Raw genomic sequence first — 15,965 nt, 5'->3', positions numbered from 1 at the left:
CTCTCAATTATATTAAGCCGCCGATACGATTAAATCGCACGCCGGTTGGGATCCACGAAGGTAATGCGCTGTCCGCATCACGATCAAATTCAAAACTAATCCAGATGGCAACAGCTTTACCAACGAAGTTAGCTTCAGGTACAAAGCCCCAGTAACGGCTATCTGCACTGTTATCACGGTTATCACCCATCATAAAGTACTCACCCTCTGGGACAACCCACTCGTTGCGGTAAGCACGCGGCTGATAAGCTGCAACGTTATCACGACGAACAGGACTAATTAGTATATTGTGCTTCACTTCGCCAAGTTGTTCTTTGGCTTGAATCAAAGGCATACCATCTTGGAAGAATGGACTTTTTTCTGCATCTGATTGCTCGACAAGCTTACAGGTGGATGTTCCTGCCGCTTGAACACAAATTTGTTTATCTTCATTATAGCGAATAGTGTCACCGGGCAGACCAACAACACGTTTAATATAATCAATGTTCGGTTGTGGCGGGTAACGAAATACCGCGATGTCACCACGTTTTGGCTCACCAGTCTCAATGATTTTAGATTGGAATACTGGGTCTTTAATGCCATACGAAAACTTCTCAACCAAGATAAAGTCTCCCACCAATAGTGTTGGCATCATTGAACCAGATGGGATCTGAAAAGGTTCGTAAATAAAGCTACGCAAGACTAAAACAAAGGCAATCACTGGGAAAATAGAAACACTATTTTCGACCCACCACGGTTGTGGTTGTATTTTAGCCGCAACGTCTTTACTCAGCGCTTCATTGGTTTGGCTTTCAACAGCAGCAATCTTCTGCTGACGTTTTTTGCCCCACACCAATTTTTCTAACACCCATACGACACCAGTAACTAAGGTTACTAGCACTAAAATTAATGAAAATGTATTCGCCATCCGCTTCGGTTTCCCTATAACTTTCTTTGTTTAAGAAATAACGAAAGTGAAAGAACCAAACATTCTTTCACTTTATGTTCATCCGTAAGTGTTTTTTATTACAGATTTAACTTTTTATAAAAAGCACGGAAACTGAAATGAATCCGCTACTGTATTAATCTTTGCCGACATGAAGGATCGCCAAGAAAGCTTCTTGAGGTAACTCAACATTACCAATTTGCTTCATGCGTTTTTTACCTTCTTTCTGCTTCTTCAACAGTTTCTTCTTACGACTCACATCACCGCCGTAACACTTAGCGATTACGTTTTTACGCAACTGCTTCACCGTTGAACGTGCAATAATATGGTTACCAATTGCCGCTTGGATTGCGATATCAAACATTTGGCGAGGAATGAATTCTTTCATTTTCTCAACCAATTGACGACCACGTGTTTGCGAGTTGTCTTTATGAGTAATGATTGCCAATGCGTCAACCGTATCACCATTCAATAAAACATCCACGCGAACCATGCTTGAGCATTCATAACGGTGGAAGTTGTAATCTAGCGATGCATAACCACGTGAGGTTGATTTTAAGCGGTCAAAGAAATCGAGTACCACTTCCGCCATTGGAAGATCATAGGTTAATGCAACTTGCTTACCATGATAAACCATATCAACTTGAGTACCGCGCTTCTCAATACAAAGCGTAATCACGTTACCTAAGTATTCTGATGGTACTAAAATATTACAACGAGCGATCGGTTCACGAATTTCTTCAATGTCATTTATCGCTGGTAATTTTGCTGGGCTATCAACATAAAGCGTCGTTTTATCGGTCTTGAACACTTCATACACTACGGTTGGCGCAGTTGTGATGAGATCAAGATCGTATTCACGCTCTAAGCGCTCCTGAATGATTTCCATGTGTAACATACCAAGGAAGCCACAACGGAAACCAAAACCAAGAGCTGCAGAGCTTTCTGGCTCATAAAACAGTGAAGCATCGTTAAGGCTTAACTTACCTAATGCATCACGGAAGTTTTCATAATCATCTGACGATACTGGGAACAAACCGGCATAAACCTGCGGTTTCACTTTTTGGAAGCCCGGCAAACGTTTTTCGCACCCACCTTTCGCATGGGTCAAAGTATCCCCCACTGGCGCGCCGAGAATGTCTTTAATACCACAAACAACCCAGCCGACTTCCCCGGTGTTTAATCCATTGGTGTCCACTTGTTTAGGTGTGAAAATACCAATACGGTCTACACCCCAAGTTTGGCCAGTACTCATGACTTTAATTTTGTCATTTTTCTTCAGTGAACCATTTTTGATTCGAACCAAAGAAACTACCCCTAAGTAATTATCAAACCATGAATCGATAATCAGTGCTTGTAGCGGCCCATCCGGATCGCCTTCAGGAGCAGGGATAGATTTGACAATTTCTTCTAAAACAAGATCAACACCGATGCCAGTTTTAGCGGAACAGCGCACCGCTTCCATTGCATCAATGCCAACGATATCTTCAATTTCTTCTGCAACGCGCTCAGGATCGGCAGCTGGCAGATCAATCTTATTTAAGATTGGCACTACTTCAAGATCCATTTCAATCGCGGTGTAACAGTTCGCAAGCGTTTGAGCTTCAACTCCTTGACCAGCATCAACCACCAGCAATGCACCTTCACAAGCGGCAAGTGAGCGAGAAACTTCATAAGAGAAATCGACGTGCCCTGGGGTGTCGATGAAGTTTAATTGATACGTTTCACCATCATTAGCTTTGTAATCTAAGGTGACGCTTTGCGCTTTAATGGTAATACCACGCTCACGTTCAAGGTCCATAGAATCAAGAACTTGAGATGCCATTTCGCGCTCTGTTAGCCCCCCACAAACTTGAATTAAGCGATCAGATAGAGTCGACTTACCGTGGTCGATATGGGCGATAATCGAAAAGTTACGAATGTGCTTCATAGGCTGGAGACAATACTCAAATAAAAGTGGATGATATGAAATGAGGCATTAGTAGGCTGATTTCATTTTTGTGGGTGGGATTCTACCCAATTTCGTGCTGGGTAGCTATACCCTTAAGCAAAACTGCATTTAAGGGTATCACTTCTTTCGGTGTTTAAGCGATTGGCTGACCAAGTACACGTATCAACGACACTTCATTATCCACTTTACTTTCAAGCCATTGAGTCATAGGTTTGGCAAAGTAGATTCCGACAGCACCAGATAAAAAGAACATCAAAATGACAATACCTTCACCCAGCTCAAGCAGAGGTCGAAGCCACAGTTGAGCAATCAAACTACCCGCAATCATCGCAAGTAAAGGGAGCATGTAAACCACTAATGCGGATAGCACAATGCTTTTTTCTGGTAGACCAATTTCCACCACCTGACCTTCTTGCAAAAGTTTAGTGGTGTTAATTTTCCAGTAATGCGCTTTGCTACCAAGAGCTTTAGAAACCATGCCAGTACCACAGCTTTTTTGCGACTTGCAGCTATTGCAACTGGTTTGTTGCTCACAGCTTACTTGGACGTGATGAACACCATTAGATTGCTCTACCGATGTCACTGTTGCCAATGCCGTCATCATTTGGCTTTACTCTTCGCATTAGTGAATGTCACTGACTCAGCAATAAGTTTCGCTGTCGGAGGTGGGATATCTCCAATCACCGAAATTTCTCGACTATTTTTAATAAACGTTTGTAAGGTTCTACGACCTTGACGATAAACCTGAGGTTTACTGTCTGCCGATTTAATATCGGAAACATAAACCGAGAAATTAAACAGGCCATCGCTATACAATTGGCTTTCCACAACATTGCCCGTCACAGACATGCGATAACGATTCATACTGCCAGGTTCAAAGCCATCAGGTACCCAAGTTACTTTCCAATCCGCTTGAGCTTCTTGAGGCTTAGGTAATGTTAAAACATCAGGCAGCTTCGCACTATTTAATCCGTCTAAGATGTTAGCAATATGATCACTAACCGCATAAGAAACGGTTCGATATTGCTCTAAGATCTCACCATTACGTTCAACAAGATCAGCGCGTAAAGGCAGTTTCGTACGCTCATCAATCCACACTACGTAAGAGTAGCGTTGCCCATCTTTCGGTACAACTCGAACGACTTGGCATGCTGCTCCGGCCTCACGAGAACGGCCAATTTTAACAAAATCATAAAGAAGGCTTAATTTGTCAATGTCACTATTCAGCATTGGGATTAATGGCGCAACCATTTGCCCAGAACGAATAGAAAACGGATCAAGCCCAGGTTCAATATAACTAACTTCATCACCACGTAAAATCACTTCACGCACCGGTCCACTTAAATACACCAAATGCGCCAAATTTTGATTATTCTCAATGGCATGACGATAAAGTAACGGCTCAATGCTGTTTTTCTTTATTAAGATGTAAGACAACTCATAATTGAGTGTCTTACTCGCGTCGCTCATTTTATGCAATAAAGCCTCCGCAGAGGTATTATCTTCTGCCGAGGCGATTTGACTAAATAAGCTGAGTAGTAACCAAGTACTAATCAGAATTTTTTTCATTTCAATACCGTATTAATGGAGGTAATGTCCACAAAAGTCATGTTATTCACTTGCATGGTTAAGGCGTAACTGCAATTCATAATCTTGCATTAGCGCATTCACACGGCGATGTTGATCCATCACTTTAGCTTCACTTGACTGAGTATTCACTGAATCTCGTGTCAAACTTACAGGTTCAGCAGATCCAGCAAAAGGTATGGTTTGCAAAACGGGTAATTGATCTGAATCCGAAGCTAGGTTAGTGGTATCGCCCGTAGAATATTGCTGTACACCAAGAATCACAACTAATGACACACACGCTGCGACACCAACTTGCGTTAAATTGGATAACCACGCTGGCATTTTCAAACGAGCTTGTTGTGGTTTGGGCTGTGCTTCCAATGTTCTTTGAAGAGTCACTACTTTCGAGTGTGCAGGTTCATCTTCTAACACTAGAGCAACTTTCGAAGCGATATCCCAATTAGGGTTGCTCGGCGTTTCACCACGAAGCGTATCGCCAATCAAATGGTAATGACTCCATGATTGTTGCGCATCAAGATCTTGCTCAAGCTCAGTAATTAATGACTGATCGACTAACTCTCCATCCATTAGAGCTGAGATCTGTTGTTTATTGGTCATTTTTCCCACCATAAATTAGTAGTCTATTATCGCTGAATCAGTGGGCGAATTTTCTTCTCCACTGCATCGCGAGCTCGGAAAATCCGAGAACGAACCGTTCCGACAGGACAATCCATTACTTCTGCAATTTCTTCATAACTTAAGCCTTCAAGTTCACGAAGCGTCATTGCCGTTTTTAAATCTTCAGGTAGTGCTTCAATTGCTTGAAAAACGACCTGCTTTAATTCTTCTGACAACGTTAAGTTCTCAGGGTTCGAAATTTCTTTTAATGCACTGCCAGATTCGTAATATTCTGCATCTTCTGCATCCACATCGCTTGCTGGAGGGCGTCGTGATTGTGCAACAATATGGTTTTTCGCTGTATTAACAGCGATACGATATAGCCAAGTATAAAAAGCACTCTCTCCACGAAAATTGGGAATAGCTCTATAGGCTTTAATAAAGGCTTCTTGAGCCACGTCAGGCACATCGCCAGAGTTCTTAATGTAACGGGAAATTAGACTACAAACTTTATTTTGGTATTTAATCACCAAAAGGTTGAATGCTTGTTTGTCTCCACTTTGAACCCGCTCAATTAAAACTTGATCAGTCAACTGCTCGCTCATTTCGAGCACCCACTCCTATTGTTATGATCCTTATCTTCTCAGATATGAACATTATTCTTATATATTGTAGTACTGTTACCACAGCATCGCCGACCACTATTGTGACACGGTGCTATTAGAAAAGTTCACCAAAATAAAACTTTTCCCAATTTAGCTACAAAATATGCTGTAATCATCACTCTTCTTTCAGGGTTTTTCGAACAAAAATCAAAACAACACTTGAAAGTTTGATCGATATATATGCATATTACCTTCTTATTTCAATGCTTCGTCAAGTGCGCGTAGATTTTTATTATTATTAATACTCGTAGAATCCTCAGAAACGATGTAGAAAAAGCTTTGAGATCAAAGCAAAAATTCTACTCAGTCAAAAGGATTTAAAATAAGTACAATTGGCATAATCACTCGCGTTGGCTAAATCGGGTTTACACAGGAATGGTGAAGGCAGCAATCATACGCTTGTATAATGTTGTCTACACTCGCTTAGGAACGAAACAAACTTATGAACACAAACAGTGAACATCAGTGCGATGTATTGGTTATTGGTAGTGGTGCTGCTGGGCTTTCACTTGCCTTAAGAGTCGCCCCTCACGGTAAAGTGATTGTCTTGAGTAAAGGGCCTCGTAATGAGGGTTCTACTTATTATGCTCAAGGCGGTATTGCTGCTGTGTTTGATGAAGATGATAGTGTTGAATCTCATATAGAAGATACTCTCATCGCTGGCGGTGGGATCTGCGATGAAGATACTGTCGGTTTCATTACTCAAAATGCCAAAGATTGTGTTCAATGGTTAATTGATGGTGGCGTTCCTTTCGATTTAGATGAAAATGATAAAAGTGATCACCCACGTCACCACTTAACCCGAGAAGGGGGTCATAGCCATCGTCGCATTCTTCACGCCGCTGATGCAACCGGTATGGCGATGCAAACTTCCTTGCAAGATAATGTGAATCATCACCCCAACATCCATTTTCTTGAACGTTACAACGCATTAGATTTAATCACAGAAGATCGTATTGGTGGCGACCCTAAAAAAGTGGTCGGGGCTTATATTTGGAACCGTAATAAAGAACATGTTGAATCGGTTCGTGCAAAATTTGTGGTCCTCGCAACTGGTGGTGCTTCCAAAGTTTACCAATATACCTCGAACCCAGATGTTTCCTCTGGTGATGGGATCGCAATGGCATGGCGCGCGGGCTGTCGAGTAGCCAACTTAGAATTCAACCAATTCCATCCAACTTGTTTATTTCACCCTGAAGCACGTAACTTCTTACTCACTGAGGCATTAAGAGGCGAAGGGGCCTATTTAAAACGCCCTGACGGTACTCGCTTTATGTCTGATTTTGATAAACGAGAAGAGTTGGCACCACGCGATATTGTCGCTCGTGCGATAGATTATGAAATGAAGCGTCTTGGTGCGGATTGCATGTATTTAGACATCAGCCATAAACCTGCCGATTTTATTGAAAAGCACTTCCCGACCATCAATATGCGTTTATTGGATTTAGGGATTGATATGACTAAAGAGCCAATCCCAATTGTCCCTGCAGCGCATTATACTTGCGGTGGCGTGATGGTAAACCAGCAAGGTCTCACCGATCTTAAGCATTTATATGCAGTGGGTGAAGTCACCTACACTGGGCTGCATGGTGCAAACCGTTTAGCATCCAACTCATTGCTTGAATGTGTGGTTTACGCTTGGTCTGCGGCAAAGGATATCATCAGTAATATAGATTCAGCCCAAATGCCAAGTTCCTTACCTTATTGGGATGAAAGCCAAGTAACCAATTCTGATGAAGAAGTCATTTTGCAGCATAACTGGCATGAACTGCGTTTATTCATGTGGGATTACATGGGGATTGTCCGTACCGATAAACGTTTAGAACGAGCTTTACGCCGCATCCAATTACTACAACAAGAAACACATGAATATTACAGCCACTTTAGGGTATCGAACAATTTATTAGAATTACGCAACCTGCTGCAAGTCGCTGAACTTATGGTTCGTTGTGCAATGGAAAGAAAAGAAAGCCGTGGTCTGCACTACACCTTAGATTACCCGAACCAGCTTGAAAATAGCGGCCCAACAATACTCTCTCCGGAAAAATTCAGAACCAGTAATCCCTTGTTCTAATCGATACTCGATCCTAGACAAAATAAAACAAACCCAAAAGAGCACCGTTTAGTGCTCTTTTTTGATCCAAACTGAACCGAATTGTTCATCATTAATTAGCGCCATAAACTGCTTGTAATCATGATCCGTCATTTGATGACGCCATAAACGATATGGTACTTGCGGGGAAAGATAAACTTGGATCATAAATTCATTTAAAGATCTATTCACTCTAATAACTTTGCAATATTCACCAAAGTCATTGAGATTAAAAGATTCCATTAGATGCTTGTAACCGTGGCTATATAACAAAGATATCAATAATAAGGAAAAAACGAAGGGGGCTGTCGAAATGATGATGGCCCAAATACTGAAAATACTCATAACGATAATCAATAGCTGGGCAATCAGGGTGTCGCGGTAATAAAACGATTCAATGTGTTGCGCGTTCGTATGAGTATTAACGCACTTTACTGAGATTATGGGCAACGATTCTATCTACAATTTTAGCATGGCCTAGATGCTCGCTCCTGCCATGTCCCATGATCCAAGTGAATAAATCTGGATCATCACATTCCAACAAAGCAACAAACTCTTGCTGCTCTTGTTCCGTTAGCTCTTCAAAACATTCTTCAAAAAATGGCATGATAACGACATCAAGTTCCAACATACCACGACGGCATGCCCATTTAATTCGAGCTTTCTCTTCAGGTTTGTACATATTCATTCCATCTGATAATACATATGCCCCTGAGTCTATCAGTTGCTCAACTTATCCTCTAGTGCAGCTATCACAAACTCGATGCAATTTTAAATCAATCGCAAGAAAAGCTGACAAATATCAATTGCGACATTACCATGGGTGCATAATTACCACCTGAACTAGGATGTTATGATGAATTTGACAAAGACATTCACGGCCTTGCCCATCTCTTCAACTCAAGATCTTCCCGATTTAATTATTTGTCATTTACCCTCTTGGGGCGCGATCACCATGGTAGGTGACGACAAAAAGTCTTACCTTCAAGGACAAATTACTAGTAATGTCGTGGCTTTAGAACCAAACCAATCCACCTTAGGAGCACATTGTGATGGCAAAGGGAAAATGCTGAGTACCTTTCGCTTATTTCATCATAATAATGGCTATGCCATGTTCCAACATCGCTCTGCAATTGAAAAAGAGCTTGTCGAAATAAAAAAATACGCCATCTTCTCTAAAGTCGAAATACAAGAAAGCACTGATGTTTGTCTCGGCGTAATCGGCGTACATGCCAATACTTTCATTCAAAAGTTAGCCTCTAAGTCATTCAATTCTGAGCACACAAACCAAGTCGTTGCGATTAACGGTGGTAGCGCGGTGCAAATCAGTACAACACGTTGGTTATTGCTATTAACTCAAGAAAGTGCGGAGCAAATTTTAGACACTGATACAACTGCTAGCCTAGCTAATGACGCCATTTGGGATTACGCGGATATCCTTGACGCGATACCAAGGATAAGCTCAGAAGATCAACTGGAGCATATCCCTCAAGCGATGAACTTGCAGGCATTAGATGGCATTTCTTTCACCAAAGGGTGTTACACGGGACAAGAAACGGTTGCTAGAGCAAAATACCGTGGCATTAATAAACGTGCAATGTTCAAATTAGAAGGTCACTCAGACTCCCCTCTTCCTAGTAAAACCACCATAGAGAGGCAAGTGGGTGAAAATTGGAGAGGAGCAGGTAAGTTACTCGCTCAATATCAATTTACCGACGGAAAAATTATCGCCCTTGCGGTATTACCCAATAATTTAGAGCCTGATACTTCATTTAGATTTGAAGATTCACCGACTACCCTGTTGACGTTTGCAGAGCTACCCTATTCATTACAAGAATAAAAATCAGCTTTTAAATGCCCTAAAGCCACCTATATCTTTGGTGGCTTTTTTGTAATTAAATCTTCACAAAAAATCTAAATCATTGTTTAAAGTAACACTTAACCATGCAATCTAATGCAACAAAAAATATTCCTAATTGATCTTTATCACATATAATAAAAAGTGATAGAGAATTTTTATTTAATATAAATGAATAGTTATTGATCTTGGTCGTTTTATTGTATGGTTAGGAAACTTGTTAACATGGTGTTGAAATTTCAGCATCTATTTCAAGTAAAAGTGTAGAGCTGGTTCTACTAGCTATATCCACTTTGTATAATGCATCTGTGACTATTTGCCCGCGCCTATGAGTGCGGGCTTTTTTTGCTTTCAATTTAAACACCATAAAATCAGGCAAAGCATATGAACCATAGTGACCATAAATACATTCCCTGTAAATGATAAACAGAATAGATTTAAACTCCAAACAATAAGTCAATTCCTACATATTTGTTTTAAAAATAACATTTAAACGCTATAAAAATTGGTATAATAATCTCAATTACTATTAAGGATGTTAGTATGAGATTGTTTAATAAATATGTGCCTGGGCAAATAGCTAAGCACATAAGCCGTTTCTTTAAAGGACGTATTTATATTAATGGTGTAGGAAAATTTGAGTTTGATAACGCTAAGTTAATCATTCCTTCTGAAGCCGAAAATAAGCACTACCAAACGGTGAAAGAAATCAATCAAGAAGTAAGCCGTATTCGCTGTATTGCAGCATAATACTCACTGATATTGGTGACTTTACTTGTGTAAAGAGCTTCAAAACAAAAAGGTTGGCATTACGCCAACCTTTTTTATTACCTGTCAGTATATGTTCTACGGAATCTCTTAGCTAAACCTGAGATTACTTCACCAAGCTCGGTAGCTTACCGGTAATGCCTAAAGCTCTTTTCATCATTTCTTCTTTCATACCAGGTAAATGACCAATAAATTGCATACCTAAACCTCTCACTAGCTTCTTGGCAGGGTTATCACCTTCAAATAGGTCTTTAAAGCCTTGCATCGCGGCAATCATTTTTGCAGCTTCTGCTTTGCGCCAACGTTCGTATGAGCGTAAATTGCGTTGCAAGCCAATATCTTCTCCTTGCTCCCACAACGCCATGATTACTTCTGCCAAACTAGCTGCATCAAGAAAGCCTAAATTCACCCCCTGACCGGCTAAAGGATGAATGGTATGAGCGGCATCACCAACTAAGGCAACACGGTTAACCACAAAATTACGAGCGTAACGCATTTTTAGTGGAAAAGAATGACGCTCTCCTTCCACTTCACAAAGCCCTAAGCGCCCATCAAACTCACTGGTTAAGTATTGATTAAACGAAGTATTTGAGCGTGATATTAGAGTATCGGCTCGATTAGGATCGGTCGACCATACCAATGAACACAAATGAGGATCCGATAACGGTAAGAAGGCTATCGGGCCTTGTGGGGTGAAGATCTGTCTTGCCACACCTTCGTGAGGTTCAGAGGTTCTGATATTGGCAACAATGGCACTATGCCCATAATCCCAATGCGTTAATGGGATATCTTGTTGTTTACGCACCCAAGAATTAGCACCATCAGCCCCGACCACCAGCTTGGTTGAAATGGAATCGCCCGATTCAAGCGTTATCCAAGTTTCACTTTCACCAACGGCCATATTCATACAACGACTAGGCATGAATAAGGTTACATTCGCAAGCTGTTTAACTCGATCAAGTAACGCCAATTGAATAACTCGATTCTCAACAATATGACCTAGATTTGATTGTGATAGGTCATCTGCGTTAAAAGATAAACGAGCAAAACTGTCTTTTTCCCACACTTCCATTGCTTGATAAGGAGAAAGTCGACGAGAAATAATACCGTCCCATGCTTTAATGTTTTTCAAAAACAGCTCACTGGCACGGCTTAACGCAGAGACTCGGGTGTCTGGCATAGCAAGTAAAGTATCATCCGGAATCACACTTTCTATAACGGCAATACGCAAATTAGTTTCAGCAAAGGACGCTGCAAGTGCGAGTCCAACCATTCCTCCACCAACAACAGTGATATCAAAACTTTGCATGTTATCGCTCCACTAATCCCATAGTCTGTTTGACTATAGGTTGCTTTATATAAGGTAAGTAATTCATCGCCAATAAACCTAGATTACGACCAATTCTCATGGCAAGTAAATCATTTGAAAAGCAGTTTACTAAGCTTGACGTCAAAGACATGGTGCTATTTCTATCATGATCACGACGTTGTCGATATTGAGATAAGACCGAGTAATCGCCAATATCACCGCAAACTTTATGCGCTTTCTGGATCTCTTCAGCCAAACTGATGACATCTCGAATGCCGAGGTTGAAGCCTTGCCCCGCAATAGGATGCAAGGTTTGCGCAGCATTGCCAATAACCACACTTCGATGAGAAACCACCGACTCGCGATAGCGCAATAATAATGGATAACAACCGCGTGCACCGACTCTGGTAATTTTGCCTAATCGCCAACCAAAATCCTGTTGCAACTGTGTAATGATCTCGTGATCACTTGTTGCCATTAACTGACGTGATCTTTGTTCTGAGACACACCATACGACGGAGCTTCTACCTTCCGACATCGGCAAAAATGCCAATGGACCTGACGATGTAAAACGCTCAAATGCACGGCCTTGAGGAAGCTGCTCTGTACTCACATTCACTATGACTGCGAACTGTTCAAAATCAATCTCAGTTAATGGAATCCCCAATTGCTGACAACTTTCAGATAATGCCCCGTCAGCGGCAACTAGCAACTTAGCACTAAATTGAGAATCATCATCAAGGGTGACCACAACGTCATCAAGAGTACGTTTAATTGTCTTAATCGTATTCGGGCAGAAATAATCAATCGAAGGGCATTGCATTAATTTCTGTTGGTAAATACGCCCAACATTTTCTAATTCCACCACATAACCGAGCGCCTCAACACCTTGTGACTCAGCTTTAATGTCGGCCAATCCACAATGCCCTTTATCAGACACTTCAATGTCAGTAATTGGTGTGAGAAAAGGTAAAAAATCAGGCCAAAGATTCAGTTGCTTTAAAATATTCGAAGTACCAAATGACAAAGCAATAGCTCGAGAATCAAACCCCGGATGTAACGCTGAACCATCCATCTGATTAGCTTCAACGACCGCGATTTTAAGTTTGCCTTCGCATAATTGGTGTATCGCAAGTGCCAAGGTTGCCCCTGCCATGCCCGCACCAATAATCGCTACATCATACTGCTTCATACCATGACCTTCTTAATTTAATTTTAATGCAGGGTTTTACTGGTATTGGTGGTTGTTTCAATCGCAGGTTTCGCACCTAAGTCAGAATGAATCGTCAAGACACAAACCTTAACATGCTCAATCACTTGCTCAAGTAAAATAGCTTGCTCTTGTAAATCATCATCTTCATCAATTCCAAGCTTTGATATTTCTTCTAGATCCGACAAAGCTTCTTTGGTTTCCGATGATAATTTTGCCAAACTCGATCCTGCCAGACCTAGTCCTGAAATGAAGTGATTCACCCAGTCAGACACCGCATCAGCATAATGTATTAAATCATTTTCATCAGGTAGTAATAAGCTAAGCACCACATCAGCTTTAATTAACTCTTCAACTGAAAGTGCATAAATAGTATCAGCAAGCACCGCAGCCTTACTCGGCCAACCCATACCATCATTAGTATAATCAAATAAGATTGTTTTCCAGCTGTCATCTTCCAGAGTTAGCCCTCCACTTAACATCCCAGTAATCAAACCTTGTAACTCTGCTGGCGTAACGGATAAAGAGGCCGTGGTGAGTTCAGTTTGGGCTGTAGTGTAATCAGGTAGACGAATGTCGCTCATAGGAAGTCTCATTTAATATTTGAATTTAATCTGAGTATACCAATTACCAAGCACACCCGAAAACATAATCACCACGAAATGACTCACTTTGTAATCGGATCGGTCAACATTAAGCAAAATAGCGCCCCTCATTACTGAAATGCTTGAATATCAAAGGCAGTTTAGCCTATAGTTTCTACCTTAAAGAGAACAGCCTGTTCAAATCAATCTCAAAATGTCATTTATTGACTTGCGATTGTTCATTTTGTCATCAGCTATAAAGAGTGCGCCACAGTGGAAGTCGAAATTTTAGGAAAACTCACTCGTGTCAATTGTCCACCAGGGCAAGAAGAAGCTTTGCATGCTGCAGCATCCGAGCTAAACCAACGCTTGAAACAGATGACTGAACGTACTAAAGTACACAACATCGAACAGCTACTCACCATAGCTGCTCTCAATGCTTGTTATGAAGTGAAAGCATTGCAGAAAGAAATGTCTGACAATGAGCAACTCAACCAAAGAATTGCTCACTTAAATGAAGCTTTAGACAAAGCGTTAGGCAAAAATAAGGAATAAAATCAGCACTCACCAAGGATTTAGGTGGCTCACGTTAGGTGATAGTGCATACAAAATTTACCCTGGAGTGTTTGTCAGAGGATTTAAGTCCCTGAGCCGATAAGCAACAACCCAGGATTGGTACTTGAAAACTATTGAGCAAGCTCGGCTAGTACCGAGAAGCCTACGGTTTTCATTGCGGATCCGCCTTGAACTCGCTGGTTCATAGGTCCATCAATTCTCAACGGCACTTTGGGGTATTCCTTCTTTTATGAAATATCCAATCACACAAGATTTATCTCGCACTCAATGGCGACAACTTATTCGTCAAAAACGCCAGTCGCTCTCTCAAGAAGAACAAGAGGCCGCTGGCCTTGAGCTATTAGAGCAAATCAAGCAACTTTCAAACATCACTGACGCACACAATATTGCTCTGTATCTTTCATCCGATGGTGAAATAGATACCCAACCAACCATTAATTGGTTATGGCAGCAAGGCAAGCAAGTATTGCTCCCTGTACTTCATCCTTTTTCCAAAGGGCACCTTCTTTTTCTTAAATATCACGCCAACAGTCCTATTTGTCATAATAAATATGGCATTGTTGAACCTAAACTCGATCAAACTCAAGTGTGCCCAGTGAGTAATATAGACATTATTTTCACACCACTTGTGGCTTTCGATCCCACAGGACAACGCCTAGGTATGGGCGGTGGTTATTACGACCGTACACTTGAAACATGGTTTAACACAGGCCGAGGTGCTACCCCCATTGGGCTCGCTCATCAATGCCAACAAGTTGAACACCTTCCCTCACAGCATTGGGATATTCCATTACCTATCATTGTCACGCCAAAACAGGCTTGGCACTGGGACATAAATAATAGGGTACGATGAGATAAAATATCTACCATCTTCAATTTGCCATATTAATCACTGCTTTTCTCTCACTGAAACTCGCATCTTAAAGTCACTTGGGTATATAATCTCGCCCAATTACAGACAACAACGCAATCGATTACTTTATCTATCTAGGAGTTCGCATGACGCAAGATGAAATGAAAAAAGCCGCTGGTTGGGCTGCACTAAATTACGTTAAGCCTGACACCATCGTTGGTGTTGGTACGGGTTCAACGGTGAATCACTTCATTGATGCATTAGCGACCATGAAAGGTCAAATTCAAGGTGCTGTTTCAAGTTCAGTCGCTTCAACTGAAAAACTAAAACAACTTGGCATTGAAGTTTTTGATTCAAATGAAGTCGATGGCTTAGATGTGTATGTCGATGGCGCTGATGAAATTAACGCACAACGTGACATGATCAAAGGTGGCGGCGCAGCATTAACGCGTGAAAAAATCGTCGCGGCAATGTCTAAAACATTCGTGTGTATTGTCGATGGCACTAAGGCTGTTGATGTTTTAGGTAAATTCCCGCTGCCAGTTGAAGTTATTCCAATGGCACGCTCTTATGTTGCCCGCGAATTAGTAAAACTTGGCGGTACTCCTGAATATCGTCAAGGTGTTGTAACCGATAATGGCAACATCATTTTAGATGTACATAATCTTTCAATTATTAATCCAAAAGAACTTGAAGATAAAATTAATGCCTTGGCTGGTGTGGTAACTGTTGGGTTGTTTGCCCATCGTGGTGCTGATGTCGTGATTACTGGCACCCCAGAAGGTGCAAAAATAGAAGAATAATATGCTGCTAAACAACATTATTTGTCTTTTTGGTGGTAATTAACAAAACGGTGCTTAAATGCGCCGTTTTTTTATACTTTATTCTCTAAAAATCTTACCCAAGTTCACATTTTTTTGATATTTTATTCACAGTGCCGCACAAGGAATGCTCGCAATACCCAATAAGGTAAACCAGTAGTTGATG

Annotated in this window: 17 protein-coding genes and 1 other RNA gene; 7 read left to right on the top strand and 11 right to left on the bottom strand. The window is 41.2% G+C overall.

Features of this window, described 5'->3' with window-relative positions; all coding sequences use genetic code 11:
- Positions 1-7: 7 nt before the first annotated feature.
- From lepB to rpoE, 6 genes are all read right to left on the bottom strand, one after another.
- Positions 8-907 carry a signal peptidase I gene (lepB, locus tag A1QC_RS03995; RefSeq protein WP_017024184.1) on the bottom strand — a complete coding sequence of 300 codons (900 nt, stop codon included), beginning with the start codon at positions 905-907 and terminating at the stop codon, positions 8-10.
- 154 nt (positions 908-1,061) lie between these two features.
- Positions 1,062-2,855 carry a translation elongation factor 4 gene (gene lepA, locus A1QC_RS03990; RefSeq protein WP_017024183.1) on the bottom strand — a complete coding sequence of 598 codons (1,794 nt, stop codon included), beginning with the start codon at positions 2,853-2,855 and terminating at the stop codon, positions 1,062-1,064.
- A gap of 154 nt (positions 2,856-3,009) precedes the next feature.
- On the bottom strand, positions 3,010-3,480 hold the full coding sequence (locus tag A1QC_RS03985) for a SoxR reducing system RseC family protein (protein ID WP_017024182.1): 471 nt from the start codon (positions 3,478-3,480) through the stop codon (positions 3,010-3,012).
- Entirely contained in the window at positions 3,477-4,445 is a 969-nt protein-coding gene (rseB, locus tag A1QC_RS03980) for a sigma-E factor regulatory protein RseB (RefSeq protein WP_017024181.1), read from the bottom strand. The genes A1QC_RS03985 and rseB overlap by 4 nt, the downstream gene beginning before the upstream one ends.
- 42 nt (positions 4,446-4,487) lie before the next feature.
- Positions 4,488-5,063, bottom strand: a complete 576-nt coding sequence (locus A1QC_RS03975) for an RseA family anti-sigma factor (RefSeq protein ID WP_017024180.1) — start codon at positions 5,061-5,063, stop codon at positions 4,488-4,490.
- Positions 5,064-5,089: 26 nt separating this feature from the next.
- Positions 5,090-5,668, bottom strand: a complete 579-nt coding sequence (rpoE, locus tag A1QC_RS03970) for an RNA polymerase sigma factor RpoE (protein WP_017024179.1) — start codon at positions 5,666-5,668, stop codon at positions 5,090-5,092.
- Between the two features lie 502 nt (positions 5,669-6,170).
- On the opposite strand from rpoE, the gene nadB reads away from it, so the two are divergent.
- Entirely contained in the window at positions 6,171-7,802 is a 1,632-nt protein-coding gene (gene nadB / locus A1QC_RS03965; protein WP_017024178.1) for an L-aspartate oxidase, read from the top strand.
- Between the two features lie 48 nt (positions 7,803-7,850).
- Here nadB and A1QC_RS15505 read toward each other — a convergent pair whose 3' ends face one another.
- Both A1QC_RS15505 and A1QC_RS03955 read right to left on the bottom strand, forming a co-directional pair.
- Positions 7,851-8,012, bottom strand: coding sequence for a hypothetical protein (locus A1QC_RS15505; RefSeq protein WP_158006021.1), 162 nt, complete (start codon positions 8,010-8,012; stop codon positions 7,851-7,853).
- Between the two features lie 229 nt (positions 8,013-8,241).
- Positions 8,242-8,502 (bottom strand): succinate dehydrogenase assembly factor 2, encoded by a 261-nt coding sequence (locus A1QC_RS03955; RefSeq protein ID WP_017024176.1) that lies wholly within the window; start codon positions 8,500-8,502, stop codon positions 8,242-8,244.
- Positions 8,503-8,676: 174 nt separating this feature from the next.
- Here A1QC_RS03955 and ygfZ point away from each other — a divergent pair, with 174 nt between their 5' ends.
- Both ygfZ and A1QC_RS03945 read left to right on the top strand, forming a co-directional pair.
- Positions 8,677-9,660 carry a tRNA-modifying protein YgfZ gene (gene ygfZ, locus A1QC_RS03950; protein ID WP_017024175.1) on the top strand — a complete coding sequence of 328 codons (984 nt, stop codon included), beginning with the start codon at positions 8,677-8,679 and terminating at the stop codon, positions 9,658-9,660.
- 561 nt (positions 9,661-10,221) lie between these two features.
- Positions 10,222-10,428: a DUF1107 domain-containing protein gene (locus tag A1QC_RS03945; protein WP_017024174.1), complete on the top strand. Its 207-nt coding sequence runs from the start codon at positions 10,222-10,224 to the stop codon at positions 10,426-10,428.
- 124 nt (positions 10,429-10,552) lie between these two features.
- On the opposite strand, the gene A1QC_RS03940 is transcribed toward A1QC_RS03945, so the two are convergent.
- The 3 genes from A1QC_RS03940 to A1QC_RS03930 are packed head-to-tail and all read right to left on the bottom strand — an operon-like array spanning position 10,553 to position 13,549.
- On the bottom strand, positions 10,553-11,755 hold the full coding sequence (locus tag A1QC_RS03940; RefSeq protein ID WP_017024173.1) for an FAD-dependent 2-octaprenylphenol hydroxylase: 1,203 nt from the start codon (positions 11,753-11,755) through the stop codon (positions 10,553-10,555).
- Position 11,756: 1 nt separating this feature from the next.
- Positions 11,757-12,947, bottom strand: coding sequence for a 2-octaprenyl-6-methoxyphenyl hydroxylase (ubiH, locus tag A1QC_RS03935; protein ID WP_017024172.1), 1,191 nt, complete (start codon positions 12,945-12,947; stop codon positions 11,757-11,759).
- Positions 12,948-12,970: 23 nt separating this feature from the next.
- Entirely contained in the window at positions 12,971-13,549 is a 579-nt protein-coding gene (locus tag A1QC_RS03930; RefSeq protein ID WP_017024171.1) for a YecA family protein, read from the bottom strand.
- 273 nt (positions 13,550-13,822) lie between these two features.
- On the opposite strand from A1QC_RS03930, the gene zapA reads away from it, so the two are divergent.
- The 4 genes from zapA (at position 13,823) to rpiA (ending at position 15,781) form a co-directional block, all read left to right on the top strand.
- Positions 13,823-14,104, top strand: coding sequence for a cell division protein ZapA (gene zapA, locus A1QC_RS03925; protein WP_017024170.1), 282 nt, complete (start codon positions 13,823-13,825; stop codon positions 14,102-14,104).
- Positions 14,105-14,160: 56 nt separating this feature from the next.
- A non-coding RNA gene (gene ssrS, locus A1QC_RS03920) (6S RNA) lies at positions 14,161-14,346 on the top strand.
- 8 nt (positions 14,347-14,354) lie between these two features.
- A complete protein-coding gene (locus tag A1QC_RS03915) occupies positions 14,355-14,978 on the top strand; it encodes a 5-formyltetrahydrofolate cyclo-ligase (protein WP_017024169.1) in 624 nt (207 codons plus the stop codon).
- Positions 14,979-15,124: 146 nt separating this feature from the next.
- Positions 15,125-15,781: a ribose-5-phosphate isomerase RpiA gene (gene rpiA, locus A1QC_RS03910; RefSeq protein ID WP_017024168.1), complete on the top strand. Its 657-nt coding sequence runs from the start codon at positions 15,125-15,127 to the stop codon at positions 15,779-15,781.
- Positions 15,782-15,965: the final 184 nt, after the last annotated feature.

Source organism: Vibrio rumoiensis 1S-45 (assembly GCF_000286955.2).
Taxonomy (GTDB): Bacteria; Pseudomonadota; Gammaproteobacteria; order Enterobacterales; family Vibrionaceae; genus Vibrio; species Vibrio rumoiensis_A.
Note: the sequence above shows the minus strand (reverse complement) of the source record. Positions and strands in the feature narration are given on the sequence as shown.